Origin of the sequence: Nocardia amikacinitolerans NBRC 108937 (assembly GCF_001612615.1) — a bacterium.
Classification (GTDB): domain Bacteria; phylum Actinomycetota; class Actinomycetes; order Mycobacteriales; family Mycobacteriaceae; genus Nocardia; species Nocardia amikacinitolerans.
The window spans coordinates 92,192-117,189 of record NZ_BDAU01000006.1 but is presented as its reverse complement, the minus strand read 5'-3'; the positions used below and the strand labels follow the sequence as shown (position 1 = coordinate 117,189).

26 protein-coding genes are annotated in these 24,998 nt (G+C 67.8%); 11 read left to right on the top strand and 15 right to left on the bottom strand.

Translation table 11 applies throughout. The features are described 5' to 3' along the window. Window positions 1-227 precede the first annotated feature (227 nt). The 3 genes from NAM01S_RS06000 (at window position 228) to NAM01S_RS05990 (ending at window position 2,104) form a co-directional block, all read left to right on the top strand. Complete coding sequence (locus NAM01S_RS06000; RefSeq protein WP_253798240.1) at window positions 228-929, top strand: histidine phosphatase family protein; 702 nt, start codon at window positions 228-230, stop codon at window positions 927-929. A gap of 282 nt (window positions 930-1,211) precedes the next feature. Continuing rightward, window positions 1,212-1,577 (top strand): ArsR/SmtB family transcription factor, encoded by a 366-nt coding sequence (locus tag NAM01S_RS05995; RefSeq protein WP_253798243.1) that lies wholly within the window; start codon window positions 1,212-1,214, stop codon window positions 1,575-1,577. Continuing rightward, complete coding sequence (locus tag NAM01S_RS05990; protein ID WP_067780526.1) at window positions 1,574-2,104, top strand: SRPBCC family protein; 531 nt, start codon at window positions 1,574-1,576, stop codon at window positions 2,102-2,104. The genes NAM01S_RS05995 and NAM01S_RS05990 overlap by 4 nt, the downstream gene beginning before the upstream one ends. Before the next feature lie 88 nt (window positions 2,105-2,192). On the opposite strand, the gene NAM01S_RS05985 is transcribed toward NAM01S_RS05990, so the two are convergent. From NAM01S_RS05985 to NAM01S_RS05975, 3 genes are all read right to left on the bottom strand, one after another. Beyond that, window positions 2,193-4,031, bottom strand: coding sequence for an acyl-CoA dehydrogenase family protein (locus NAM01S_RS05985; RefSeq protein ID WP_157107608.1), 1,839 nt, complete (start codon window positions 4,029-4,031; stop codon window positions 2,193-2,195). A gap of 155 nt (window positions 4,032-4,186) precedes the next feature. Further along, window positions 4,187-5,446: a cytochrome P450 family protein gene (locus NAM01S_RS05980; RefSeq protein WP_067780513.1), complete on the bottom strand. Its 1,260-nt coding sequence runs from the start codon at window positions 5,444-5,446 to the stop codon at window positions 4,187-4,189. Window positions 5,447-5,457: 11 nt separating this feature from the next. Then, entirely contained in the window at window positions 5,458-6,624 is a 1,167-nt protein-coding gene (locus tag NAM01S_RS05975; RefSeq protein WP_067780511.1) for a cytochrome P450 family protein, read from the bottom strand. 819 nt (window positions 6,625-7,443) lie between these two features. Between NAM01S_RS05975 and NAM01S_RS05970 the strand changes: the two genes are divergently transcribed. Together NAM01S_RS05970 and NAM01S_RS05965 are read left to right on the top strand one after the other, a co-directional pair. After that, window positions 7,444-7,689, top strand: coding sequence for a hypothetical protein (locus tag NAM01S_RS05970; RefSeq protein WP_143861373.1), 246 nt, complete (start codon window positions 7,444-7,446; stop codon window positions 7,687-7,689). Between the two features lie 225 nt (window positions 7,690-7,914). After that, a complete protein-coding gene (locus NAM01S_RS05965) occupies window positions 7,915-8,577 on the top strand; it encodes a chymotrypsin family serine protease (RefSeq protein WP_067780505.1) in 663 nt (220 codons plus the stop codon). 74 nt (window positions 8,578-8,651) lie between these two features. On the opposite strand, the gene NAM01S_RS05960 is transcribed toward NAM01S_RS05965, so the two are convergent. Continuing rightward, window positions 8,652-9,185 (bottom strand): FHA domain-containing protein, encoded by a 534-nt coding sequence (locus NAM01S_RS05960; protein ID WP_245909974.1) that lies wholly within the window; start codon window positions 9,183-9,185, stop codon window positions 8,652-8,654. A 589-nt stretch (window positions 9,186-9,774) separates the two neighbouring features. On the opposite strand from NAM01S_RS05960, the gene NAM01S_RS05955 reads away from it, so the two are divergent. Genes NAM01S_RS05955 through NAM01S_RS05945 form a run of 3 tightly spaced genes read left to right on the top strand, consistent with a single transcriptional unit; the run spans window position 9,775 to window position 12,328 of the window. Then, window positions 9,775-10,647 (top strand): MetQ/NlpA family ABC transporter substrate-binding protein, encoded by an 873-nt coding sequence (locus tag NAM01S_RS05955; RefSeq protein ID WP_067780504.1) that lies wholly within the window; start codon window positions 9,775-9,777, stop codon window positions 10,645-10,647. Beyond that, window positions 10,644-11,663, top strand: coding sequence for a methionine ABC transporter ATP-binding protein (locus NAM01S_RS05950; RefSeq protein WP_067780502.1), 1,020 nt, complete (start codon window positions 10,644-10,646; stop codon window positions 11,661-11,663). Before NAM01S_RS05955 ends, NAM01S_RS05950 begins: the two co-directional genes overlap by 4 nt. 2 nt (window positions 11,664-11,665) lie before the next feature. Next, the gene (locus NAM01S_RS05945) at window positions 11,666-12,328 is read left to right on the top strand and encodes a methionine ABC transporter permease (protein ID WP_067780786.1); all 663 of its coding nucleotides are present in this window, start codon (window positions 11,666-11,668) and stop codon (window positions 12,326-12,328) included. A 3-nt stretch (window positions 12,329-12,331) separates the two neighbouring features. Here NAM01S_RS05945 and NAM01S_RS05940 read toward each other — a convergent pair whose 3' ends face one another. The 11 genes from NAM01S_RS05940 to NAM01S_RS05890 all read right to left on the bottom strand — a co-directional run bounded on the left by NAM01S_RS05940 (window position 12,332) and on the right by NAM01S_RS05890 (window position 21,057). Then, a complete protein-coding gene (locus tag NAM01S_RS05940; protein ID WP_253798246.1) occupies window positions 12,332-12,841 on the bottom strand; it encodes a GNAT family N-acetyltransferase in 510 nt (169 codons plus the stop codon). A gap of 75 nt (window positions 12,842-12,916) precedes the next feature. Continuing rightward, entirely contained in the window at window positions 12,917-13,360 is a 444-nt protein-coding gene (locus NAM01S_RS05935; protein WP_067780500.1) for a DUF4189 domain-containing protein, read from the bottom strand. A 188-nt stretch (window positions 13,361-13,548) separates the two neighbouring features. Continuing rightward, the gene (locus tag NAM01S_RS05930) at window positions 13,549-13,968 is read right to left on the bottom strand and encodes a DUF4189 domain-containing protein (protein WP_253798248.1); all 420 of its coding nucleotides are present in this window, start codon (window positions 13,966-13,968) and stop codon (window positions 13,549-13,551) included. A gap of 136 nt (window positions 13,969-14,104) precedes the next feature. Further along, window positions 14,105-14,530 (bottom strand): DUF4189 domain-containing protein, encoded by a 426-nt coding sequence (locus NAM01S_RS05925; protein ID WP_067780496.1) that lies wholly within the window; start codon window positions 14,528-14,530, stop codon window positions 14,105-14,107. A gap of 177 nt (window positions 14,531-14,707) precedes the next feature. Next, the gene (locus NAM01S_RS05920) at window positions 14,708-15,076 is read right to left on the bottom strand and encodes a metal-sulfur cluster assembly factor (protein WP_067780494.1); all 369 of its coding nucleotides are present in this window, start codon (window positions 15,074-15,076) and stop codon (window positions 14,708-14,710) included. Then, a complete protein-coding gene (gene sufU, locus NAM01S_RS05915) occupies window positions 15,069-15,566 on the bottom strand; it encodes a Fe-S cluster assembly sulfur transfer protein SufU (protein ID WP_067780490.1) in 498 nt (165 codons plus the stop codon). The genes NAM01S_RS05920 and sufU overlap by 8 nt, the downstream gene beginning before the upstream one ends. 3 nt (window positions 15,567-15,569) lie before the next feature. Beyond that, window positions 15,570-16,823, bottom strand: coding sequence for a cysteine desulfurase (locus tag NAM01S_RS05910; RefSeq protein WP_067780488.1), 1,254 nt, complete (start codon window positions 16,821-16,823; stop codon window positions 15,570-15,572). A gap of 1 nt (window position 16,824) precedes the next feature. Further along, window positions 16,825-17,601 carry a Fe-S cluster assembly ATPase SufC gene (sufC, locus tag NAM01S_RS05905; protein WP_067780485.1) on the bottom strand — a complete coding sequence of 259 codons (777 nt, stop codon included), beginning with the start codon at window positions 17,599-17,601 and terminating at the stop codon, window positions 16,825-16,827. Window positions 17,602-17,633: 32 nt separating this feature from the next. Next, window positions 17,634-18,812, bottom strand: a complete 1,179-nt coding sequence (gene sufD, locus NAM01S_RS05900) for a Fe-S cluster assembly protein SufD (protein ID WP_067780483.1) — start codon at window positions 18,810-18,812, stop codon at window positions 17,634-17,636. Then, a complete protein-coding gene (sufB, locus tag NAM01S_RS05895; RefSeq protein ID WP_067780480.1) occupies window positions 18,812-20,248 on the bottom strand; it encodes a Fe-S cluster assembly protein SufB in 1,437 nt (478 codons plus the stop codon). The genes sufD and sufB overlap by 1 nt, the downstream gene beginning before the upstream one ends. Then, a complete protein-coding gene (locus tag NAM01S_RS05890) occupies window positions 20,245-21,057 on the bottom strand; it encodes a helix-turn-helix transcriptional regulator (protein WP_084482528.1) in 813 nt (270 codons plus the stop codon). The genes sufB and NAM01S_RS05890 overlap by 4 nt, the downstream gene beginning before the upstream one ends. 510 nt (window positions 21,058-21,567) lie before the next feature. Here NAM01S_RS05890 and mptB point away from each other — a divergent pair. Genes mptB through NAM01S_RS05875 form a run of 3 tightly spaced genes read left to right on the top strand, consistent with a single transcriptional unit; the run spans window position 21,568 to window position 24,967 of the window. Further along, window positions 21,568-23,250 carry a polyprenol phosphomannose-dependent alpha 1,6 mannosyltransferase MptB gene (gene mptB / locus NAM01S_RS05885; protein WP_067780478.1) on the top strand — a complete coding sequence of 561 codons (1,683 nt, stop codon included), beginning with the start codon at window positions 21,568-21,570 and terminating at the stop codon, window positions 23,248-23,250. Beyond that, the gene (locus tag NAM01S_RS05880; protein ID WP_067780476.1) at window positions 23,247-24,179 is read left to right on the top strand and encodes an ABC transporter ATP-binding protein; all 933 of its coding nucleotides are present in this window, start codon (window positions 23,247-23,249) and stop codon (window positions 24,177-24,179) included. Before mptB ends, NAM01S_RS05880 begins: the two co-directional genes overlap by 4 nt. Next, entirely contained in the window at window positions 24,176-24,967 is a 792-nt protein-coding gene (locus NAM01S_RS05875; RefSeq protein ID WP_067780474.1) for an ABC transporter permease, read from the top strand. Before NAM01S_RS05880 ends, NAM01S_RS05875 begins: the two co-directional genes overlap by 4 nt. Window positions 24,968-24,998 lie beyond the last annotated feature (31 nt).

The following is a 24,998-nucleotide window of genomic DNA, read 5'->3' as shown; positions in this document are numbered from 1 at the left end:
TTCGCGTGCTCATCCCTCGCCCGCTACCGGTGGTAGCGCCTGCGCGCAGTACGGTACGCGAAGGATCCCGATGAATGAGATGCCTCGTAGTCGATCCGCGCGAATAGCTGCTTCTGTGAGACGCGACACCCCCAAGTTCCGGTTCATCGGCATACCTGAAGTGGCATTCGCCACGATGAAAGGCATTCCCCCCTATGCGAATCCGATCTCTTCGAATTTCCATTGCGGTGGCAGCGACCGCGGTCGCGGCCACAACCGCTATCACCGGCGTCGCGTCCGCCGATATCGACTTCGGAAGCTCCGGCAGCAGCTCCGGCAAAATGGTCATCACCCTGGTGCGCCATGCCGAGTCCGCCGGTAACGCCTCCGGCCTGATCGATACCAAGGTGCCCGGACCCGACCTGACCGCACGTGGCCGGACACAGGCAGACAACCTCGCTATCCAGCTGGCCGACAAGAACTACGACTGCGCCTTCGCGTCCAACATGGTGCGTACCGAGCAGACCGCGGCACCGACCGTCGCCAAGCAGGACCTGAGCCTCACCATTCAGCCCGGTTTCCGGGAGATCGAGGCAGGCCAGTACGAGGGCACCCCGGAGCGCGATTCTCTGTCCGGGTACCTGCAGGCGCCGATCAAGTGGCTCTCCGGCGACCTCACCGCACGGATTCCAGGCTCCATCGACGGCAACGAGTTCGACGGCCGCGTCGATCAGGCACTGCTCGATGTGCAGAGCCGCAAATGCACCAACCCGGTGATCTTCTCGCACGGCGGCACCATCATGTTCTGGTCCATGATGAACGCCGACAACGCCGACAAGGGCAAACTCAGCAGCGATCCGATGCGCAACGGCGGCCGCGTCGTCCTCGAGGGCAGCCCGCAGAAGGGCTGGACGATTGTCGAGTGGGTCGGCCACCCGGACATCGGCTGATCTACCCTTCCGCGCCCCGGATGTCACCGACACAATCGATGGCACCGGGGCGCAGTCGTATCTCAGCCCAGGGGGCGGATTTCGCGGTGCCGCTCGACACGCTCCCACGCATCCTCGCCAACACGCCCTTCATGATCAACCGTGTTGCGACACAAGCTAGAACCCGGCATCCGCTGCGGCGCCAGCCTTCAGGAGTTACCGACAAGGACATCGTCCTGGGCTCATTGGTCGGCGTGCTCCCCGCGCGGCGTGGACGAACTAATTCAACCAAATGGTTGACGATTGCAGCGCGTCGAGCGCATACTCAACCATGTGGTTGAACAAGAATCCGACCGGCTGGACGCGCTGTTCCACGCGCTGTCGCACCCCACACGCCGCGCCATGCTGCGCAGGCTGGCCGACGGGGCGCACAGTGTTGGCGAGTTGGCCGAGCCGTACGCGATGACACTGGCCGGGGCGTCCAAGCACATTCAGGTGCTCGAGCGCGCGGGGTTGGTGCGGCGGACGGTGCGCGGCCGGGTTCATGTCTGCCGCCTCGACGCGCGGCCGATCCGGGACGGCGCCGAGTGGATGCGCTTCTACGAGCGCTTCTGGACCGAGCGACTCGACAGGCTCGAAGAACTACTCCGAACCGAGGATGAAACATGACGGCACAACAGATTTCCGGCTACGGCACGGTGACCGAACCCGGCGCGGTGCGCATGGAACGACTGCTGCCAGGCCCCATCGAGCGGGTGTGGCGGTACCTGACCGACGCCGAACTGCGGCGCACCTGGCTGGCGGACGGCGAGATGGCGCGGGCGGCGGGCGGCGAGGTCGAACTGATCTGGCGCAATTCCGAACTCACCGGCGCCGACGATCCGGCGCCGCCGCAGTACGCGGGCGAGCACCGGATGCGCGGCGAGGTCCTTGCCTGGGAGCCGCCGCGACTGCTGTCGTTCACCTGGGGCGACGGGTCCGAGGTGACGTTCACGCTGGAGCAGGTCGGCGAACAGGTTCGCCTGGAACTCACCCACCGCAAGCTGCCCGATCGCGGCGCCCTGCTCAGCGTCTCCGGCGGCTGGCACAGCCACCTCGATCTGCTGGTCACCCGGCTGGCGGGCAGCACGCCGGAACCGTTCTGGCCCAAGCTCGCTCGGCTCGAGGCGGAGTACGCCGAGCGTATCCCGGAGTAGCGGACCGCGATTCGCGCTCGAACGGACACGCCGGGATCTACACCGCGGTCGCGACCACCGGTGGCGACCGCGGTTCGATCTCCTGCGGCTAGGACCAGCGACCGGTCCAACCGGCGTACTCCATCCATCGTTCGACGTAGGCGGCCGGTCTGTCGCCGATCTTCCTCGACCCGCCGATGTTGTCGGTGGCGAAGATCGGGCCGGGCAGTGCCGGAATGGCGAAGGCTTCCACCATGCCCGGCAGATGGCCCGCCAGCTCGGCGTAGTGCCGCTGCAACTGGGTTTCGACGCGCGCGGCGAGCTCCGACGACATCGAGCCGCGGGCGGCGTACCACGCACCGTGGGCGTCGACGCGTCCGAGCGCGTACGCCGCGGCGGTCGACTCGATCAGTCGGCGAGCGGCCGGGTCGACCGTTCGAGCGGCGGCGATGACGAGTGCGGTCGTCGCGAGCCGATCTCCGGTGGTGGCGGCCAGCTCGATCGCCGCCGAGTCCCGACCGAGGACGACACCTGCGGATCGGTAGCGGCCGTCTTCCACCGCGGCGGCCAGCGCGTGTTCACGATCGACGAGCAGATCGAGGTACCACGGAAGCTGTGCGGGCGTGTTCGGTAGTCGAAGTTCGGTCAAGCCCGGGGATAGCCCGGCCATGACCAGCAGGATCTGGTTCTCCCCCTCGGCGGTGATGATCGCTTCCAGATTGCCGAGCCAATCCACCAGGTGGTTGACGCGCAAGGCGCCCTGCGCCGCGGCGCGCTGGCGGCAGATCCTCAGCGCGTTGTCGGCGGCGTGGGTCAGCAACGGTTTGGCCAGCGCCGACCACAGCCTCTGGTCGGGTTCGTCAGCGGTCGCGCGCATGTCCCGGATCTGTTGTCCCAGTGCGCTCGTCGCGTACACCGACACCAAGGCCGACACCAGGTCCCGCCGCACCGCGTCGCGGTCGGACATCCTCGTGCCGGATCCCGGACGTCGCTGGCGGCTGTAGTTCACCAGTCCGGACAGGCCAGCGCGGGCACTGGCGATGGCCGCGGTCGCCAAGTCGAGGCGTCCGTTGTCCAGGACGGCGATCGCGCGATGGAAACGGCGGCGCGGCGGGAGCACGCAGTGAAACCGACCGTCCTCGTCGAACCGCGCCCACTCACCCCCCAACAGCGCTTCGCGCGGGAGCCACACCCGATCGAATCGCAGCATCGCGTGATCCATCGGCGCGGACGCTTTGTCCGGCAGGGTGACCACCTCCACGCCGGCCGCGAGCCCGTCGGAGGTGCGCATCCGCAACAGAAACGGCAGCACACCCTCGTCGCGGCCCTCGATCATCAGCCGGGCGGTGACCACGACGGTCTTCGGCACCCCGTCGTCACCGACGTTCGGCATGAACTTCGCGGCTTCCGGTGACGGCGTGGTCAGCCAGAACCCCTTGGAGACGGTGTCCCACTCGGCGATGGTCTGTTGGTCGGCCCCGTTCGTGCCGCCCAGTTCGGTCAGCGCGAGCACTCCCATCGCGGCGCCGGAATCCAGGTCCGCCAGACATTCCTGCTGGTAGGGCGAGCCGTTTCCGTGGGCGAGGATCGCGCCGATCGCGAGGTCGAAGTGGCCGGTCAGCACCAGCAGCAGCCGTGGTGCGGCGACCTGAGCCCAGTCGCACAGCGCGCCGCGCAGCTGCGTGTCGGTCGCGATATCGCTGGCGGGGCGGCCAAGGGCCGCGATGACCGCGCGCAGCAGATCGGGCGCGGCCTTGGTCTGCTGGGCGAAGGTCAGGCCGGACCGCGGGAGATCCCCGAGGCCGGCGACGATGTCACGGACTCGAAGGTGCAGGTCGGTGTGCGCGCCGAAGATCACCTCCCCCAACGCTCGGACGGTCGAGCCCGAATCATCGAGCTCCAGAAGGGATTCGGAGGATAGGTCGACGGGAAGTTCAGCTCTGGTCATTGCCTCACCCTTGGGACTGCCGACGACCGCGCGATTGTCCACTGCGTCGAGCGCGGAGGCGCGGTCGCGGGCGGAACGAAAATGGAACGCCTGCCGAGCCGAGCGCCGCACGGCGCTCGGCTCGATCTCATCTGGTCAACCTCAGTTCATATGCCTCACCCGACATTCAGTGGCGGCATCTTGGGGAAGGCGACCGGCAGGGCTGCCAGCGCTCGATGGAACGGACCTGGACGCCACACCAGGTCCTGCGCCGGGACCGCCAGCCCCAATTCCGGAAGTGCGTCCAGGAGCTGGTCGATGGCGTCCTGGGCGATCTGGAACGCGGATGCCTGCGCCTGTCGCGGACATTGGTGCGGGCTCGGACCGCCCCAGCCCAAACTCCACGCCGCTCCGTGGCCGAAGTATTGGCCGTTGTTCATCGCCGGGTCGTTGCTGCACGCCGCCATGCTGATGATCACCGGTTCGTTCGCGGGCAGTGACGCCCCCGCGATCATGACGGGGTTGGGCGGGTAGGTGATGCAGTAGTTGGCCAGCGGCGGGTCGGTGGCCAGGATCTCCTCCAGCGCCGCACGGGTCAGCGGCGCCGAACCGAGATTGTCCGCCTCCCAACGGCTGTCGGTGAGCATCAACCGCAACGTGTTGGCGATCAGGTTCTGCTGCGGTTCGATGCCCGCCGCGTAGCAGGTGACCAGCGCGTTGATCAGCTCCTTGTCGTCCAGGTCGGCCGGATGCTGGACGAGTCGGGTCGCGACGTCCTCGGCGGGATGGGCCCGTTTGAGCTCGACGAGCTCGAGCAGCGCGTCGTCGAGCATCGCGTTGACCGTGGCCGTGTCCACGCCCTCGAACATGGCCGCCGACGCCGCGGCCACCCGCTCGCCGATCTCCGGCGGACACCCGAGGATGTGGTTGAGCACGCTGAACACCAGCGGTTGCGCGTATTGGCTGATGAGATCGGCCTCGCCCGCCCGGCAGAACGAGTTGATCAGCGGAACCGCGATCCGCTCGACGACCGCGTGCAGCGAATGCAGATCCACACCGGCCAGAGCATCGTTGGTCGCCGTCCGGTAGCGAATACGAGTCGCACCGACATTGCGCAGCGCATTGGGCCGCCATTCCACCATCGGCAGGATCGGCGAATCCGGATCGATGGTCTTCTGCCAGGCCCGCGGGTCGGCCGGGAAACGCGTTTCGTCGCCGAGGATCTTCACCGCGGTCGAGTAGCCGATGACCAGGGTCGCCGGAATGCCCGGGTCGATCTCGACCGGCACCAGCGGTCCGTAACGGCGACGCATGTCTTCGTAGGCTCGGTGCGGATCGTGAGCGAACTCGGGGCTGTAGAGCGAGATTCGTGGCCCGATCAACTCGATGGGGCGTGGTTCGGCGCCCTCACGAAGTGGCGCCTGCTGCGGCTGCACGCGGCTTCTCCTTAGAGATTCAGGGGTGGGGTTTTGGGAAAGGTCACCGGTAGAGCTGTCAACGCGCGGTGGAAAGCGCCGCGCCGCCATTGCGGCTGCTCGGCGAGCTCGATCTCCGGCAGGACATCGAGTAGCTGTTCGACCGCCTCGGTGGCGATCACCATGGCCACCGCCTGAGCCTTGTCCGGGCACGTATGCGGTCCCGCTCCCCACGCCAGATGCGAACGGTTGCCGGTGCGATCGCCGCCGCTGATCGTCGGGTCGTTGTTGGATGCCGCCATGCTGGTGATCACCGGCTGATTCGGCGGGAGCATCGTGGCGCCGATGATCTGCGGCTGACGCGGGTAGCCGACGCAGCCGTTGGGCATCGGCGGGTCACCGAACAGCACGTCGTCGATCGCGTCTCTCGTCGATAGGGATCCGCCGAGAAGGACGTCGCGGAACGAGACGTCGTTGGTCATCTCGAGCAGCGTGTTGGCGATCAAGTTCCAGGTGGGCTCGGCGCCGCCCTCGTACATCATGCCGACGGTCCGGGTGATCTCCGCGTCGCTGAACCGGCTCGGATGCGTCAGCAATGCCGACATCACATCCGAGCCCGGCCGCGAACGTTTGTCCGCCAGCGCCGTGCGGACGATCGCGGCCAACTGCTCGGCAGCCGCCTCCGCCGCTGCCGCGTCGGCGGCGTCGCGCAGGTGCGTCAACGCGGCGAACGCGGCGTCGTCCGCCTCGGGCGGGAAACCCACCAGGGCGTTCATCACCCGCACGGTCAGCGGTACCGCGTACTCGTTGAGCAGATCGGCGACACCTTCACCGCAGAACGAGTTGATCAGCGGTACCGCGTTGGCGATGACGTCGGTGCGCAGCGCGTGCAGGTCGACCCGAGCCAGACAGTCGATGTAGGCCCGCCGGTAGCGGGTGTGGTCCTCGCCCCTCGCGGAGCTCGGCCGCCACTGCGACAGCGGCAGTGCGGGCCATCCCGCCTTCGCCGACAGATCCGTGGGATCGGTCGGGAAACGCGCCGGGTCGCCGAGAATCTGCAGCGCCTCACGGTAGCCGAGCACCAACGTCGCGGCGACCCCGTCGGCCAGCTCGACGGGAGCCAGCGGGCCGTATTCCTTCCGGAGCGCGGAATACGCACCGTGCGGATCGGCGGCGAACGCCTCCGAATCCAGCCTCACGGGCGTCGGCCTCGTCCGTCCGCACGGGCTGCGATATCCGCAACCCGACGCACGGTCGGATTTCTCGGTGTCGATGTCACAGCAAAACCCCCTACAAATCGAATTCTTCGATGAAAGCTACTCGAGCACGAACGATTTCAAGCTGCGTAGATGAAGCGGCCGCGCGTCGACGCGGTCCGGTGAAGCTGAGTCGGCAATCCGCTGGCGACCCCGAAAACCCCGGTCGCCCTGTGCCGCAAGGACTCAGCCGCTGCGTAGACCAGCCGAACCGAGTTCGGTCCAGTGCCACGCCTGCCGCTCAGCAAACTTGCGGCAGTTGAAAAGTGTTCGACCAAAACAGGTTTCGATCACATCGGAGGATCATACCTACCGGAACCATCACTCGCAGCTCGACTGCCGGACAAGCAACTTCGGTGCACACGGCCGGAAAACGGCGCGGCGCGGTCGATTCGAGTTCGGGCCGGCTCTCGATGCGGTACGACAGGCATTCCGGGGAGCGGACCGCTCGGCAGGTGGGCAACGCGCGCGTACAGCAGCCGCAGGTCCGCTCGCAGTCCGGCCGCCATGGCGACCGCGACGGCGTGGTTCGGCGCGATGATCGGATCGTCGCCGCCGACGGCGCGCAGCGTCAGCGCCACCTGCGCGGTCGGCGCCAGCGCGGGGTGGCGGCACAGACGACGCGGACCGGTCCAACCCGAGGTCTGAGTGTTTCCAACCCGCGGGAGGAAGATCTTTCGCGCCCTCTGCGACGAGAGTTGGTTGTGTCATTCCGGGACGCCTTCCGGGGTGTCCCGAAAGCGCTCAGTTGAAGGAAAGATCATGAAATCAACCAAAATGCGCGCAGCCGTCGCAGCGGTAGCGATCGCACCGATGATCGCCCTCGGCTCAGGCGTTGCTACCTCGGCCCCGGCCGTCGAACCTCCTGTGCCCGTCCAGGTGGCGCCTGCCTCCGACCAAGTACCCGCGGAGGTCGAGCCCGCCCTTCTGTGGTGGAACCCCTTCCTGTGGTGGGTCTGCTTCGTGCCGCCGATCTTCCCGTTCGGTACGGGCATCTGCTTGGTCTGACCTGAGCAGCAACGCGACAATGCCATAAACGCCGCGCGTCACTCACCCGTCGGGTGGTGATGTGTAGTAGTAGTGCTTGAACAAGCACCTCCAACCAGACTCGATGCCAGAGAGAACACAACGACAAGGCCTGATGCCGTCGCGCCGATAGGTCTTGTGCGAGAAATGTGCCGACGTCATTCGCGCCGCACGGGAGTATCGCGGCCCCAGCGATGGGATGGACAAATGTTCAGGAAACTCGCAGTGGCCGCTCTCGCACTCGCGGCAGGCGCGCTGTCAGCCGGGGCACAGCCAGCCATCGCACAGGCCGCGGACCCGGCGGTGCTCGGCGGCGGCTCCGGCATTGTCATCGGCGACCAGGGCGTGTGCACGCTCACTACGATCGGGCACGACGCCGCAGGTCGGCTGGTCGGTCTCACCGCAGCTCACTGCGATGCGGCGGGCACCACGGTCGTCGCGGAGGCACACCGTGACGCCGGCGTCGTCGGCACGTTCGCCTACACGAACCCGGAGATGGACTACGCCGTCATCGAGTTCGACGCGGACAGTGTCATCCCCGTCGATCGCGTGGGCAACACGACGATCACCGAATTGGGTGGTCCGGCGCGGTTCCCGGACATCGCATGCAAGCAGGGCTACACCACCGGCCAGACCTGCGGACTCGCCTACGGCGATGTGTTCGAGACCAACAACTGGGCGTGGACCCAGATCTGTGTCCTACCCGGCGACTCCGGCGCACCGATCGTGGTCGGGACGACACTGGTCGGCATGGTCAACGGCTACCTGTACGTGCCGTGCCTCGGACCGCAGCTGGGCGGGAACATGGCCGCCATCATCGAGGACATCGACGCGCGCGGTGGCGTCGGCGCGGGCTTCCGCCCGATCTGACCTCCCACCGCGCCGAAAGGAGTCGCCGCTCCGCACGCGGCGCCGAGGGACGTAAACGAAGATCGAACGAACCGCTACCGATCGTGATAGTCGATCACGCCGCTCTCCATGGCACGTTCGACCAGGAACACGCGTTTCTGATTCGGCGGCAGGGCTTCGACGTCGAAAATCTTGAACAACGCCCGCATGTGGGTTTTGACCGTGGCGACGCTCAGGCACAGATCATGGGCGATCTGCCAGTTCGACGCGGGATAGGTGAACGCGGTCTCGGAGTCGTACGGGCGACACAGCGCCTCCAGAATCGAATACTGAGCGTCGGTCAGCGAGTTCCGGGTCGGCAGCCGCACCTGGACGATCGTCTTCTCGTCTTCGGACGGGCTGCCGTCGGTGAAGACGAACACCGATTTCCCCAGGCGCACCGTATCGCCGGACTCCAGCTTGCGAAATCCGCTGACGCGCTCGCCGTTGACGAAGGTCCCGTTCATCGAGAGACCGTTGTCGATCACGATCCAGCAGCCGCCCACTCGCTCGATGATGGCGTGCAGACGCGAAACGGTCGCGTCGGCCGCCACGATGATGTCCGCGGACTCCGACCGGCCGATCGTCATACGGGTCGCGCCGTGATCGAGGGAAATCTCGCGCCAGACCCCGTGGCGGTCCCGGTGCGACAGGGTGGCACACCCGTCCGACTGTCGCCGCGCCCGTTCGTATGCTGCCGGGTACGCTCGGTTACCCGGCGTTTTTTGCCCGTGTGGCGTGGACATGATGCGTAGTTCCCGTTCCGAAGTACGTCATGACTACGAACACCCGACCCATAACACAGAATGCGCTCTTTCGCGGCCGATTGCACGCGACAAGCCACTGACCTGCGGATTCAGGGGGACGTTTCCGGCTCGGGGCCCGCTTTCGACCCTCCGGCCGAACCGCAGGTGTCGATCCCGGGCCCGCGCACGGGCGCGGAGCCCGCAGCCGATGCGGACCGCCCCCTCACGGCGGTCCGCCGCCCGCCCTCGACGCGCGAAGTTCGGTTGGCAGTCAAACTAGACGACTGTCCAACTTTGTGCGAGGGTTCCGCTCACCACTATCGAAATCCTTGTCGGCCCCCGCGCCGCACCGCTTGGATTGCCGGGTTCAGACAAGGCGGGACGGCGGCAACGCGCCGCTCCGCCACCTCGCGACAAGCATTCGGGAGCACGAGTGAAATTCCATCGGGTACTGGCGATCCCGGTCCTGGTAGCAACCGCGGCCCTCACCCTGACCGCGTGCGGCACCGACGACGCGTCCACCGGCACAGTGGTGCGCATCGGCACCACCGATCGGGATCAGGTCTGGGACGTCTTCGAGCGTAAGGCGAAAGACCAGGGCATCACCCTGCGGATCACCAACTTCTCCGACTACCAGCAACCGAACCTCGCGCTCGCGCAGGGACAGATCGATGTCAACCTGTTCCAGCACCTGCAGTTCCTCGGCCAGTACAACGTGGCCAACAACGACACGCTGACCCCGATCGGCTCGACCTACATCGTGCCGCTCGGGCTGTACTCGAAGAAGCACCGGTCGCTGGCCGACATCCCGCAGGGTGGCCGCATCGCCATCCCGAACGACCCGACCAATCAGGCGAGGGCGCTGTTCGTGCTGCAGGCCGCCGGGTTGCTGAAGCTGTCCGGCGACAGCCGCCAGCCCTCCCCCGCCGACATCGACAAGGCCGCCTCCAAGGTCACCGTGACGCCGGTCGACGCGGCGCAGACGGCGCTGTCGCTGGCCTCGACGGACGGCTCGATCATCAACAACACCTTCCTGGAGCGCTCCGGCATCGACCCGAATTCGGCACTGTACAAGGACGATCCGAGGAATCCGGCCGCCGAGCCGTACATCAACGTCGTCGTCACCAGGGCCGCGGACAAGGACAACCCGCTCTACCAGCGGGTGGTCGACGCCTGGAAGGACCCGGAAGTGCAAGCGGCGCACGCGGAGTCGACCGAGAACACCGCGGTCGAGGTGACCCGCCCCGCGGCGGAGCTGGAGCAGATCCTGCGGCGGGTGCAGCAGACCATCCGCGACGGCAAGTGAGCTCGAGGCCGGACGAGCGCGCGGCCGCGGTCGAATTCCGTGGCGTCACCAAGGTTTTCGGTAGCGGCGCCGATCGCCACGTCGCGCTCGACGGCATCGACCTGCGGATCGAGCGCGGCGAGATCTTCGGCGTCATCGGCTATTCCGGCGCGGGCAAGAGCACGCTGGTGCGCCTGATCAACGCGCTGGAGAAGCCGACGAGCGGCACCGTCCTTGTCTCGGGCACACCGATCACCGGCGTGCCCGAGTCCCGGGTGCGGCGTGTCCGGCGCGATATCGGCATGGTGTTCCAGCAGTTCAACCTGTTCCGCTCGCGCACGGTCGCGGGCAACGTCGAGTACCCGCTGAAGATCGCGGGGTGGCGGCGGGCCGAGCGCAAGGCTCGGGTCGCCGAACTGCTCGAGTTCGTCGGCCTCTCGGAGAAGGCGCGCAGCTATCCGGATCAGCTCTCGGGCGGGCAGAAGCAGCGGGTCGGCATCGCGCGAGCGCTGGCGACTTCGCCCGCGCTGCTGCTGGCCGACGAGGCCACCTCGGCGCTGGACCCGGAGACCACCGGCGAGGTGCTGCGACTGCTGAAGAAGGTCAATCGCGAACTCGGCGTCACCATCGTGGTGATCACCCACGAGATGGATGTCATCCGCGCGGTGGCCGACCGGGTCGCGGTGCTCGCCGAGGGCCGGATCGTCGAGCTGGCCGAGACCTTCCAGGTCTTCGCGGCGCCGCGGGCGACGCCGACAAAGTCGTTCGTCGGCACCGTGCTGCGCAACCGGCCCGATCCCGGCGAACTGGCCCGGCTGCGCGAACGCCACGGCGGCACGCTGGTCACCGTCGACGTCGACGACGCGCGGGGGCTCGGCCCTGCGCTGACGCTCGCGGCGCACGCCGACGTGCGGTTCGAGGTGGTGTACGGCGGGGTCAGCACATTGCAGGACAAGACCTTCGGCAGCGTCACGCTGGCCCTGCACGGAGCGGACGACGCGGTGGCGAAGGTGATCGACGAACTCGAGCGGAGGTGACCGTGCACACGGATTGGGAGAGACTGCGGCCGATGCTGACCGAGGCGATCGGCACCACCGTCTACCTCGTGCTGATCACCTTCGTGGTGGGCGGGCTGATCGGACTCTTTCTCGGCACCGCCCTGTACACCACGCGCAAGGGCGGCCTGCTGGCGAACGCGCCGGTCAACGTGCTGCTCAACGTGCTGGTCAACATCGTGCGGCCGATCCCGTTCCTCATCCTGCTCGCCGCGCTCGGACCGGTGACGCTGGAGGTGGTCGGCACCACGATCGGCACCGAGGCGGCCGCCTTCGTGATGATCGTGGCGGCCTCGTTCGGGATCGCCCGGATCGTGGAACAGAACCTGGTGACCGTCGATCCCGGCGTGATCGAGGCGGCGCGTGCGGTCGGGGCGGGACCGCTGCGGATCATTCTGACGCTGCTCGTCCCGGAGGCGCTCGGCCCGCTGATTCTCGGCTACACCTTCGTGGTGATCGCGATCGTCGACATGTCCGCGATGGCTGGCATCGTGGGCGGCGGCGGACTGGGCGATTTCGCCCTGGTGTACGGGTACCAGCGCTTCGACTGGCAGGTCACCGTGGTCGCCACCCTGATCATCATCGTCGGCGTGCAGGGCATCCAGTTCCTCGGCAACTGGCTGGCGCGCAAGGTGCTGCGCAGGTAGCGGTCAGAGCGCCTGGATGTACCAGTCGAGCGGACCCTCGGCGGGATCGTCGCTGCTGCGCAGATAGTGGAACCTGGCCCGGCGGGCCACGCCCACCGCGGCGGAGCTCGCCGGATCGATCCGCAGCACGACTTCGTCGGCCAAGCCGCTGGCTGCCAGGTACCGGCAACCGAGGATCACCGCCTTGGTCGCCAGGCCCTGGCCGCGATAGGCCGGGTAGATCTCGAAGACCAGGTCGGCCTGACCCGCGGCCAAATAGAACCGACTGGTCTGAATATCCAGGGTGCCGACCAGGGACGCGCCGTGGTCGGCCGTGATCGCGAACAACCGCTCGGGGCCCCCGGAGGCCCAGCTCGCCACACACTTCTCGAAGTGGGCTCGCACGTCCTCCAACGAGCCGAGAGCGCCGCCGGGCCCGCGCGCCCGCCCAGGGCCCGCGGCGGCCAGATGCGCCTCGGCATCGGCCACCGCGATCGGTCGCAGCGCGATCACGCCGTCGGATAGCTGCACCACTCCATAATCGTCAACAAGATCACGATTCGGCAACCGACATCCCGGAGAATTCGCCACAAAGCGGGCGGCGGGGCCTCAGCCCACGTTGGACGTGCAGGCCGAGAGCACCGTGCTCGCCGGACGCGGCGAGGCGCTGCCGAGGTCGGGGAACGGCGGCGCGCTCAGGCCGAGCACCTGGATCGCGGCGCGCTCGGCCCCGCCCTTGGTGGTGTCCCACGCCCAGCCGACGCGCCCGTCGGCGCCCTGCGCCACGGCGCCGCAGGCGTTGCGGAAGTGCACGACCACCTGGCAGTCGCGCGCGCCGCACTCGTCGATCGCGTTGGCGTCGGCCGCCGCGAGGCTGGTGTAGTTCACCGCGTAGGAGACGGCACCGGTGCTACGCGACAGGGCCATGGCGCCGTAGAGATCACCGATCCTGGTCTCCCACGGCTCCGCCTGCTCGGCGACCGCGGGCCCCGCACCGGCGACCACCGCGCCCGCGGCGATGACGCCGACGAAGATACTGCGCGACAACGACATTGGAATTCCTCCCCGTTCAAGAAACGATTCGGGTCAGATCATCGTCCACGAAATCCGCAATGTCCAAAACGCCGGAGCTTTTCGAATGAAATACTCGCCCTGCGCATTTCATCGAATAGGGATCGGCGCCGAGGGGTGCTCGCCGCGAGCAAGGCTCGAGACGCCGAAATCGAGCTCCGGCGGAAATCTCACCCGACGTTCTTGGTGCAGGCCGACACCGCGACCTGAGCGGCACGCGGAGACGCACTGCCGAGATCGGGGAAGGGCGGCGCGCTCTCGCCGAGCGAGGCCATCGCGATCCGCTCGGCCTCTTCGCGGGAACCCGCTGCGGCCCAGCCGAATCGGCCGTCGGCGCCGCGGGCGATGGCGCCGCAGCCGTCGACGACGTTCAGCACCAGGTCGCAGTCGTAGACGTTGCACTCGCGGATGGCCGCGGCGTCGGCCTGGACGCGGCTGGGATGGTCCATCGTGGCAACCACCCGGCCGGTGCTCGGCGAGAACGCCAGCGTGCCGTAGAGCTTGGGCGCCGCGTCGGCCGCACCGGCGGCGACGACCCCGAGGGCGGCGGTGGAGGACACGGCGACGGCAAGGGCCGACTTGCGCAACACAGACAACAGGATCTCCCCGTTCAGAAGCGATAACGGGGAGATCCTTGCCGAGCGTGCCCGAATTGTCCAGATGTTCAGCGGATCACGAACGTCAACGCCCCCAGGGCATCTGGACGTTCGGGACGATCAGGGCCGATCAGCGCGCGTTGGCCGTGCAGACGACCTCGACGATACGCACGCCGCTCATGTTGGCGGAGCCGACGTTGGCCAGCAGCGCCGTCGGAGTGACCTCCGCGATCCGCTGGTAACCGGCGCGCTCGGCATCCGCCCTGGTCGGGCCGGACGCCACGACGGCGGCGTCGTTGCTCTCCATCAGCACACCGCAGCCGTTCGCCCACGAGGCAGCCACCTCGCAACCGTCCGTGCCGCAGTCGGCGATCGCCGCGGCGTCGGCGTCGGCGGTGCTCGCCTCGTTGACGCTCACGCCGTACACCAAACTGTTGGGGTTCACCGCGATCGCCGCGTGCTGGCTCGCCGCGTTCGCGGAGCCGGCACCGAGCACCGACCCCACCGCAAGGCTGCTCACCGCGACGGCGAAGCCGACCTTACCCATCAATCTCATCGAATTATCTTCCTGTTCGGATCGGCCCCGGAATCGGAGCCACCGCAATCATTGCCGACGGCATCGACATTCGAAAGTCGGCCATTGGCGCGAGAAACGAATCGGGCCCGGATCGACACGATCCGGGCCCGATTTCGAACGGCCGCACATGGCCGCGGCGAAGGCGAAGTCGCGCTTTTATACGGTGAAGCCGAGGGCGCGCAGCTGCTCGCGGCCGTCCTCGGTGATCTTGTCCGGACCCCACGGCGGCATCCAGACCCAGTTGATCTCGAGATCCTCGACCAGACCGCTGCGTACCAAGGCGTTACGCGACTGGTCCTCGATGACATCGGTGAGCGGGCACGCCGCCGAGGTCAGCGTCATATCCAGCTTGGCGATCTCGTTCTCGACCTTGATGCCGTAGACCAAGCCGAGATCGACGACGTTGATGCCCAACTCGGGGTCTACGACGTCGCGCATCGCCTCCTCGATGTCCTCGAGGTGCTTGATCTCCTCGGCCGAGAGTTCGACCTGCTCGGCCGCTTCGGTCGCCGGTGACTCACTCATGACGTTTCCCATCCTTCGGCAGGGCGCTGCCCATCGTGCGCTTGGTCTCTTCCGCGGAGGTTATCCGGACCACGGCGTCCTTGAACGCCATCCAGCCCAGCAGTGCGCATTTGACCCGCGCCGGGTACTTGGAAACACCGGCAAGCGCGATGCCGTCGCCGATCATGTCCTCGTCGCCCTCGACGGTGCCGCGGCTGGAGATCATCTCGTTGTAGGCGTCGACGACCTTCAGCGCCTGCTGCACGGGCAGCCCGATCACCTGATCGGTGAGGATCGAGGTGGCGGCCTGGCTGATCGAACAGCCCTGACCGTCGTAGGAGACGTCGGCGACGTCGCCGTTGTCGTCCAGCTGCACGCGCAGGGTCACCTCGTCACCGCAGGTCGGGTTCACGTGGTGCACTTCGGCGCCGTACGGTTCCCGCAGCCCGCGGTGGTGCGGGTGCTTGTAGTGGTCCAGGATCACTTCCTGGTACATCTGCTCCATGCGCATGTCTTATGCAACTCCGAAGAAGCTCTGAGCCTTCCGCACCGCGGCGACCAGCGCGTCGACCTCGTCGAGCGTGTTGTAGACCGCGAACGAGGCCCGCGCGGTGGCGGGAATGCCCATCCTGCGCATCAGCGGCCAGGCGCAGTGGTGGCCGACCCGGATCGCGACGCCTTCGTCGTCCAGGATCTGTCCGACGTCGTGGGCGTGGATGCCCTCGACGACGAACGACACCGCGCCGCCGCGATCCACGTTCTCGGTCGGGCCGACGATGCGCACGCCGTCGATCGCGCCGAGCCCCTCCAGGGTGGCGCCGACCAGCGTGTGCTCATGGGCCGCAACGGCATCCATGCCGATCTCGTCCAGATAGCGCACCGCAGCGCCCAATCCGACCACCTGCGAGGTCATCGGCACGCCCGCCTCGAACCGCTGCGGCGGCGGGGCGTAGGTGGTGGCCTCCATGGTGACCGTCTCGATCATCGAGCCACCGGTGATGAACGGCGGGGTCTCCGCGAGCAGCTCGCGACGGCCGTAGAGCACGCCGACACCGGAAGGGCCGAGCATCTTGTGCCCGGAGAACGCGGCGAAATCGACGCCGAGTTCGCGGAAGTCCACCGGCATGTGCGGCACCGACTGGCAGGCGTCCAGCACCACAAGGGCGCCGACTTTCTTTGCCCGGCGCACCATTTCGGTCACGTCGGCGACCGCGCCCGTGACGTTCGACTGATGGGTGAACGCGACGACCTTGGTGGCGGAAGACAATTCGAGCGAATCGAGGTCGATCCGTCCGTCGGCGGTGATGCCGTACCACTTCAGCGTCGCGCCGGTGCGCCGCGCGAGTTCCTGCCACGGAACGAGATTCGCGTGATGCTCCAGCTCGGTGATGACGATCTCGTCGCCGGGGCCGACGTGGTACGGGAACCGGTCGTCGGCGAACGCGTAGGTCACCAGGTTCAGCGATTCGGTGGCGTTCTTGGTGAACACGATCTCGTCGGCGTCGACGCCGACGAACCGGCCGATGTCGGCCCTGGCGCCCTCGTAGGCGTCGGTCGCCTCCTCGGCAAGCTGGTGCGCGCCGCGGTGCACCGCCGAGTTGCTCTCGGTCAGGAATCGCCGTTCCGCGTCGAGTACCGCGAGCGGCCGCTGCGAGGTCGCGCCGGAGTCCAGGTACACCAACGGTTTCCCGTCCCGAACCGTGCGGCTCAGGATCGGGAAGTCGGCCCGGATACGGGCGACGTCGAGGGTGCGGACCGTAGCGGTCATGTCAGGCTCCAGCGGTGGCGGCGGACGTGAAGCGGACGTAGCCGTTGGCGTCGAGTTCCTCGGCCAGCTCGGGGCCGCCCTCGGCGACGATGCGGCCGCCGACGAAGACGTGCACGAACTGCGGCTGGATGTAGCGCAGGATGCGGGTGTAGTGCGTGATCAGCAGGATGCCGCCGTCCTCGCGCTCCTTGTAGCGGTTGACGCCCTCCGAGACGATGCGCAGCGCGTCGACGTCCAGGCCGGAGTCGGTCTCGTCCAGGATGGCGATCTTCGGCTTGAGCAGGCCAAGCTGCAGGATCTCGTGGCGCTTCTTCTCACCGCCGGAGAAGCCCTCGTTCACGCTGCGGTCGGCGAAGGCGGCGTCGATCTCGAGCTCGCTCATCGACTCCTTCACCTCCTTGACCCAGGTGCGCAGCTTGGGGGCCTCGCCGCGGACCGCGGTGGCTGCGGTGCGCAGGAAGTTCGACATCGAGACGCCGGGCACCTCGACCGGGTACTGCATGGCCAGGAACAGGCCCGCACGCGCGCGCTCGTCGACCGACATCTCGAGCACGTCCTCGCCGTCGAGGGTGATCGAGCCGGAGGTCACCGTGTACTTCGGGTGGCCGGCGATCGCGTAGGACAGGGTCGACTTGCCCGAGCCGTTGGGGCCCATGATCGCGTGCGTCTCGCCCGACTTCACGGTCAGGTTCACGCCCTTGAGGATCTTGATGGGCTCGCCGGTCTCGTCGGGGTTGGCGACCTCGACGTGCAGGTCCTTGATTTCCAGGGTGGTCATGGAGTTCCTTTGCGGGGTAAGAGTTTCGGTGATCAGACGCCGATCGCGGCGAGCTCGGCCTCGATGGCCGTCTCGAGCCGCTCCCGGACCTCGGGGACCGCGATCTTCTGGATGATCTCGTGGAAGAAGCCGCGCACCACCAGGCGGCGGGCGGCGTCCTCCGGGATGCCGCGGGCGCGCAGGTAGAACAGCTGCTCGTCGTCGAAACGGCCGGTGGCCGAGGCGTGTCCGGCCCCGAGGATCTCACCGGTCTCGATCTCCAGGTTCGGCACCGAGTCGGCGCGCGCGCCGTCGGTGAGCACCAGGTTGCGGTTCACCTCGAAGGTGTCGGTGCCCTCGGCGGCCGCGCGGATCAGCACGTCGCCGACCCAGACCGTGCGGGCATCGCCCTTAGCGGAATGCGGATCGCCTTGCAGCGCACCCTTGTACAGCACGTTCGACTTGCAGTTGGGCACCGCGTGGTCGACGAGCAGACGCTGCTCGAAGTGCTGGCCCGCGTCGGCGAAGTAGAGGCCGAGCAGTTCGGCGTCACCGCCGGGGCCGTCGTACTTCACGGTGCCGGTCAGCCGCACCAGGTCGCCGCCAAGGGTCACCGCGGTGTGCCGCAGGGTCGCGTCGCGGCCCAGCTCGGCGTGGTGGGCGGTGGCGTGCACGGCGTCGTCGGCCCAGTCCTGGACCGCGACGACGACCAGCTTGGCGCTGTCGCCGAGCACGAATTCCACGTTCTCCGCGTAGGTTCCGCTGCCGCGCTGGTCGATGACGACGGTGGCGACGGCGAAGTTCCCGAGCCGGATCTGCAGGTGACCGTAGGCGGTCTTGCCCTCGCCGGGACCGGTGATGGTGACCGTGATCGGTTCGGCCACTTCGGTTTCCGAGCCGACCGACACGATGGTGGCCTGCTCGAAACCGGAGTACGCCTGCGCCGCGACGCGATCCGCCGGGATGCCCGCCTGGCCCAGGCGAGCGTCGGTGCGGTCCACCGTCTCCACGGTGACGCCCTCGACCTGCGTGACCTCGACCTGCGTCTTGCCGTCACGGGTCGCGGTGCCGTCGTGCAGGCCGCGAAGGCGGCGCAGCGGGGTGAACCGCCACGCCTCGTCCTTCGCGTGCGGAACTTCGAACGCGTTCACGTCGAACGAAGTGAAGACCTCGCCCTTGTTGATCGCTGGAGTACGAGCCTCAGCGGCTTCGGCAACGTTCTCGACGGCCATCAGCCGACGGCTCCTTCCATCTGCAGTTCGATCAGGCGGTTGAGTTCCAGCGCGTACTCCATCGGGAGTTCCTTGGCGATCGGCTCGACGAAGCCGCGCACCACCATCGCCATCGCCTCGTCCTCGGTGAGGCCGCGGCTCATCAGGTAGAACAGCTGGTCCTCGGAGACCTTCGAGACGGTCGCCTCGTGGCCCATGGTCACGTCGTCCTCGCGGATGTCGACGTAGGGGTAAGTGTCCGAGCGGCTGATCGTGTCGACCAGCAGCGCGTCGCACTTCACGGTCGACTTCGAGCCGTGCGCGCCCTTGTTGACCTGGACCAGGCCGCGGTAGGACGCCCGGCCGCCGCCGCGCGCCACCGACTTCGACACGATGGTCGAGGAGGTGTGCGGCGCCAGGTGCAGCATCTTCGCGCCGGTGTCCTGGTGCTGACCCTCGCCAGCGAACGCGACCGAGAGGACCTCGCCCTTGGCGTACTCGCCGGTCATCCAGACCGCCGGGTACTTCATGGTGACCTTGGAGCCGATGTTGCCGTCGATCCACTCCATGGTCGCGCCCGCCTCGGCCTTGGCCCGCTTGGTGACCAGGTTGTAGACGTTGTTCGACCAGTTCTGGATGGTGGTGTAGCGGCAGCGGCCACCCTTCTTCACGATGATCTCGACGACCGCGGAGTGCAGCGAGTCGGACTTGTAGATCGGCGCGGTGCAGCCCTCGACGTAGTGCACGTAGGCGCCCTCGTCGACGATGATCAGGGTCCGCTCGAACTGGCCCATGTTCTCGGTGTTGATGCGGAAGTAGGCCTGCAGCGGGATGTCGACGTGCACGCCCGGCGGCACGTAGATGAAGGAACCACCCGACCACACGGCGGTGTTCAGCGCGGAGAACTTGTTGTCACCGGCGGGGATCACCGAGCCGAAGTACTCCTGGAAGATCTCCGGGTGCTCGCGCAGACCGGTGTCGGTGTCCAGGAAGATCACGCCCTGGGCCTCCAGGTCCTCGCGGATCTGGTGGTAGACGACCTCGGACTCGTACTGCGCGGCGACACCGGCGACCAGCCGCTGCTTCTCCGCCTCAGGGATACCCAGCTTGTCGTAGGTGTTCTTGATGTCCTCGGGCAGGTCTTCCCAGCTCTCGGCCTGCTTCTCGGTCGAGCGCACGAAGTACTTGATGTTGTCGAAGTCGATGTCCTCGAGGTTGGAGCCCCAGTTCGGCATCGGCTTGCGGTCGAAGATGCGCAGCGCCTTGAGCCGCTGCTCGAGCATCCACGGCTCTTCGTTCTTCTTGGCCGAGATGTCGCGGACGACAGCCTCGGACAGGCCTCGTTGCGCGCTGGCACCGGCCACATCCGAATCGGCCCAGCCGTAACCGTATTTGCCCAGCGAAGCGATGGTTTCTTCCTGAGTGAGCGGTTGCACCTGGTCGGTGGTCGTCGTCATTCGGCACTCCTTCCGGAGTCGTTCGTTCGTACCGTCGCGGGCTGTGCGGCGGCTGGTTGTGCGGCTTTGGAATTGGTAATCGGTAATACGAGCAGCGGCACGTGCGTTGTGCACGCGCAGTCGCCGTTGGCGATCGTCGCGAGCCGCTGCACATGGGTGCCGAGCAGATCGCGGAACGCCTCGAGTTCGGCCTCGCACAGCTGCGGGAATTCCTCGGCGACGTGCGCGACCGGACAGTGATGCTGGCAGATCTGCACGCCCGCGCCCACCTTGCGCGTGGACGCGGCGAACCCGGCGTCGTTGAACGCCTCGGCGATCTCCTCGGCCTTGGCCTCGGTGGTCTCCGTGGTGTGTTCCGCGACGGGTTCGATCCCGGCCACGATAGTGCGTGCCCGTTTGCGGGCGAACTCGGTGATGGCCTGGTCGCCGCCGATCTCGCCGAGCTGGCGGATCGCCGCGCCCGCGAGGTCGTCGTAGGCGTGCCCGAGCTTGCCGCGACCGGCGGCGGTCAGCTGGTACTGCTTGGCTGGACGGCCGCGCCCCTTCTGCTGCCACGGCGCGGACCGGCTGGCCCTGGCCTGCCCCGAATCGATGAGGGCGTCCAGGTGGCGGCGCACGCCCGCCGGGGCGAGCCCCAGCTTGTTGCCGATCGCCGTCGCGGTGATCGGCCCCTCCTCCAGCAGCAGCTGGACGATGGCGGCGCGGGTGTGATGCCCCTCGGCCCCGACCGTGGCGATGGCAGCGGACGGCGCGGCACCGGTCTTGCGACCGGACCTCTCGTCGTTCTTCCGCAAACCCACGGTTTTCACAACATCAGTGTGGCGGAATTCGTTCCCGAAATCTAATAAGGGTGCCCTGAGTAGAACCGGGCTTGACCTGCGCCGCGCGGGGTCTGGGCGACTGTCCTTCTCCGGGGCTTGGAGGCCGCGATTCAGCAAACCGGAGACCGCGGCTACGCCTTCAGTGGGTTCGCACCGCCCCAACCTGGCGCTTTCCGCTGCGACTCGTCTCCACTTCCCCGAGCCCGAGGACGAACGCATCGCGTTCTCGCGACCTCACCACACCCCACCGATGCGAGGTCTGGCGTCGCTGCGACATTGGCCACACCCGCCCCGAGCTCACGGAAATAAGCAACAGACGCCTTCCCCAATGCCTGCGGACGAACCACGCGATGCTCGATGCCCTTCGGTCGTGCGGTGCGACACGCGACCCGCGAGGTTGTTGCCGAACCGGCTCCGGTCGCGCCGACAGGACGTACCTCGCGCGATGCGCGGGCTGTTGACGGACTGCGTCCGGCAGCGCCCACTAGGCTGCGTCTCGTGGCGGTACTGGAGGGCGCGCGGCGCAAGGCAGTGGTATTCGGGCGCCGGGCACTCGGTCTCGACGTGCCCGCGGCCGATCACACCATCGCGGTGTTGCACCGCGACGAATCCGAGGTGCCCGAACTCGACCGCAGAGAGCTGGTCCAGCTCGACCGTATCCGGCTCATGGGCGCGACCGGCACGGTGCTGATGGCGATCAGCGCGCTCGGCATCGGCGCGCAGCCGGTGCAGCAGAATCCCACCTCGGGCATGCGGGTGCTCGGCATCTTCGCCAGGGCGCACACCGGGTCGCTGGCGATGTGCATGATCGGCGCGGTCGTCGTGGTGCTCGCGTGGCTGCTGCTCGGCCGTTTCGCGGTCGGCGGCATCGGCGGCTCCCCACGACACCGGCTGACCCGCTCGCAGCTCGACCGCACCCTGCTGCTGTGGATCATCCCGCTCAGCGTCGCCCCGCCGCTGTTCAGCAACGACGTGTACTCGTACCTGGCACAGAGCGAGATCGCCGCGCGCGGCATCGATCCCTACAAAGAAGGGCCGGTCGCCGGTCTCGGGATCGACAACGTCCTCACCAACAACGTCCCGACCATCTGGCGTGACACGCCCGCCCCCTACGGGCCGCTGTTCCTGTGGATCGGCCGCGGCATCGCCGAATTGACCGGGGACAACATCATTCTCGGCGTCTGGGTGCACCGGGTGCTCGCGCTCGCGGGTGTCGCCTTGATCGTCTGGGCGCTGCCGCGGCTGTCGGTCCGCTGCGGCGTCGCGGGGGTGAGCGCGCTGTGGCTCGGCGCGGCGAACCCGCTGGTGCTGTTCCATCTGGTGGGCGGCGTGCACAACGACGCGCTGATGATCGGTCTGATGCTCGCGGGCCTCGAGTTCGCGCTGCGGGCGATCGAGGACACCCATCCGTTCGACGGCAGGGCCTACACGTTGCTCATCGCGGGTGCGCTGCTCATCTCGCTGTCGTCGACGATCAAGATCACCTCGATCATCGCGATGGGCTTCGTGGGGATGGCGCTGGCCCGACGCTGGGGCGGTGGCTGGCGGCCCGTGGTGACAGCGGCCGCGATGCTCGGCGCGATAGCCCTCGGCACCACACTCGTGATCAGTTCGGCGAGCGGTCTCGGCTTCGGGTGGATCCACACGCTCAACACCGCGAGCGCCGTGCGCAGCTGGATGTCGTTGCCCACCGCGCTCGGCATCATCACCGGTTTCGGCGGTGTGCTGCTCGGCCTCGGCGATCACACCACGGCTCTGCTCAGCATCACCCGGCCGATCGCCGCGACGGTCGCCGCGTTCGTGACGGTGCGCATGCTCGTCGCCACCGGCACCGGTCGCCTGCATCCGGTCGGCGCGCTCGGCGTCACCCTCGGCGCCATCGTGCTGCTGTTCCCGGTGGTGCAGCCGTGGTATCTGCTGTGGGCTATCGTGCCGCTCGCGGCGTGGGCGACCCGGCCCGTGTTCCGCGTTCCCGCCGTGGCGTTCTCCGCGGTGGTGAGCGTGTTGCAGATGCCGCGCGGCGCCGATCTGGAGGTGTTCCAGATCGTCGGCGCCGCCATCGCGACCGTCATCGTCGGCGTGCTGTTCATCGTGATCACCCGTAACTCCCTGCCGTGGCGGGCTGAGGCGGGGGTGTCGGCTCCGTCACAGCAGCCGACGTCTTACGGTGTCTCTTCGTGACCGCTGCCTCCGGACCCGCCGTTAGCGTCGACGGCGTCGTCAAGCGTTATGGCGAGACCACCGCGGTCGACGGCCTGACCTTCGATGTCGAACGGGCGCAGGTGCTCGCGCTGCTCGGGCCCAACGGCGCGGGGAAGACGACGACCGTCGAGATGTGCGAGGGCTTCGTGCGTCCCGACGCGGGCGCGGTGCGGGTGCTCGGACTCGATCCGATCGCCGATTCGGACCGGCTGCGTTCGCGCATCGGCGTCATGTTGCAGGGCGGCGGCTCCTATCCCGGCGCGCGGGCGGGCGAGATGCTCGACCTGGTCGCCGCGTATTCCGCCGACCCGCTCGACCCACAGTGGCTGCTGCGCACCCTCGGGCTCCAAGACAATCGCCGCACACCGTACCGGCGGCTCTCCGGCGGCCAGCAGCAGCGCCTGGCGCTGGCCTGCGCGCTGGTCGGGCGGCCGGAGATCGTGTTCCTCGACGAACCCACCGCTGGTCTGGACGCGCAGGCGCGGCTGATCGTGTGGGAACTGATCGACGCGCTGCGCCGCGACGGCGTCACCGTGGTGCTGACCACGCACATGATGGACGAGGCCGAGCAACTCGCTGATCAGCTCGTCATCATCGACCACGGACGCATCGTCGCCTCCGGCACGCCCGCCGAGGTGACCGCGCACGGCGCCGCCGGGCAGCTGCGCTTCACCGCGCCACCCAAGCTGGACCTCGAGCTGCTGAAAACCGCGCTCCCCGAGGGCTTCTCGCCGCGGGAGACGTCGCCGGGCTCGTACCTGGTGGAAGGCGAGATCGACCCGCAGGTGCTCGCCACCGTGACCGCGTGGTGCGCCCGGCTGAACGTGCTGGCCACCGACATTCGGATCGACCAGCGCCGCCTCGAGGACGTCTTCCTGGAACTGACCGGACGGGACCTACGCGGATGACGAAGCCAGAACCGACCGCCAACCGCTTCGCGCCGGGCACTTTCGCGCCCGATCCGCGGCCGACCACCCGCGCCGCCATGCTCGTCGCGCAGACCAGGCTCGAGCTGATCCTGTTGCTGCGCAACGGCGAACAGCTGCTGTTGACCATGTTCATCCCGATCACGCTGCTGGTCGGGTTGACGCTGCTGCCGTTCGGCGGTCTCGGCCAGGACCGGGTGGACAAGATCGTGCCCGCGGTGATGATGGTGGCGGTCATGTCCACCGCCTTCACCGGGCAGGCCATCGCCGTCGGTTTCGACCGCCGCTACGGCGCGCTCAAGCGCCTCGGCGCCACCGCGCTGCCGCGGTGGGGCATCATCGCGGGCAAGAGCGCCGCGGTGCTGATCGTGGTGGTCCTGCAGGCGATCCTGTTGGGCGCCATCGGTTTCGCGCTCGGCTGGCGGCCGGGTCCGGCCGGGCTGCTGCTCGGCGCGGTGGTGATCGCGCTCGGCACCGCCACCTTCGCCGCGATGGGTCTGCTGCTCGGCGGCACGCTCAAAGCGGAGATCGTCCTTGCGCTGGCGAACATCCTCTGGTTCGTCATGCTCGGCATCGCCAGCGTGGTGTTCGCCGCCGACGACCTGCCGACCGCCGTGAACGTGCTGGTCAGGCTGGTGCCCTCCGGCGCGCTCGCGGTCACGCTGGAGCACGCGCTGCGCAGCAGTGTCGACTGGTTCGGTCTCGCGGTGCTCGCGGGGTGGGGCGCTGTGTCGGGCGCACTGGCCGCGCGCTGGTTCCGTTTCGAGTGAGCGTCGGTACAAACGACGGTATGTAGTAGTC

Excerpts from the sequence above, each read along its gene's own strand:
- NAM01S_RS05985 (WP_157107608.1), bottom strand. The coding sequence starts at position 4,031 with ATGACCAGAGCTGAACTTCCCGTCGACCTATCCTCCGAATCCCTTCTG.
- NAM01S_RS05910 (WP_067780488.1), bottom strand. The coding sequence starts at position 16,823 with ATGACCGCTACGGTCCGCACCCTCGACGTCGCCCGTATCCGGGCCGAC.
- NAM01S_RS05920 (WP_067780494.1), bottom strand. The coding sequence starts at position 15,076 with ATGAGTGAGTCACCGGCGACCGAAGCGGCCGAGCAGGTCGAACTCTCG.
- NAM01S_RS05965 (WP_067780505.1), top strand. The coding sequence starts at position 7,915 with ATGTTCAGGAAACTCGCAGTGGCCGCTCTCGCACTCGCGGCAGGCGCG.
- NAM01S_RS05970 (WP_143861373.1), top strand. The coding sequence starts at position 7,444 with ATGAAATCAACCAAAATGCGCGCAGCCGTCGCAGCGGTAGCGATCGCA.
- sufD (WP_067780483.1), bottom strand. The coding sequence starts at position 18,812 with ATGGCCGTCGAGAACGTTGCCGAAGCCGCTGAGGCTCGTACTCCAGCG.
- sufC (WP_067780485.1), bottom strand. The coding sequence starts at position 17,601 with ATGACCACCCTGGAAATCAAGGACCTGCACGTCGAGGTCGCCAACCCC.
- sufU (WP_067780490.1), bottom strand. The coding sequence starts at position 15,566 with ATGCGCATGGAGCAGATGTACCAGGAAGTGATCCTGGACCACTACAAG.
- NAM01S_RS05990 (WP_067780526.1), top strand. The coding sequence starts at position 1,574 with ATGACGGCACAACAGATTTCCGGCTACGGCACGGTGACCGAACCCGGC.
- sufB (WP_067780480.1), bottom strand. The coding sequence starts at position 20,248 with ATGACGACGACCACCGACCAGGTGCAACCGCTCACTCAGGAAGAAACC.
- NAM01S_RS05925 (WP_067780496.1), bottom strand. The coding sequence starts at position 14,530 with ATGAGATTGATGGGTAAGGTCGGCTTCGCCGTCGCGGTGAGCAGCCTT.
- NAM01S_RS05935 (WP_067780500.1), bottom strand. The coding sequence starts at position 13,360 with ATGTCGTTGTCGCGCAGTATCTTCGTCGGCGTCATCGCCGCGGGCGCG.
- NAM01S_RS05960 (WP_245909974.1), bottom strand. The coding sequence starts at position 9,185 with ATGACGATCGGCCGGTCGGAGTCCGCGGACATCATCGTGGCGGCCGAC.
- NAM01S_RS05875 (WP_067780474.1), top strand. The coding sequence starts at position 24,176 with ATGACGAAGCCAGAACCGACCGCCAACCGCTTCGCGCCGGGCACTTTC.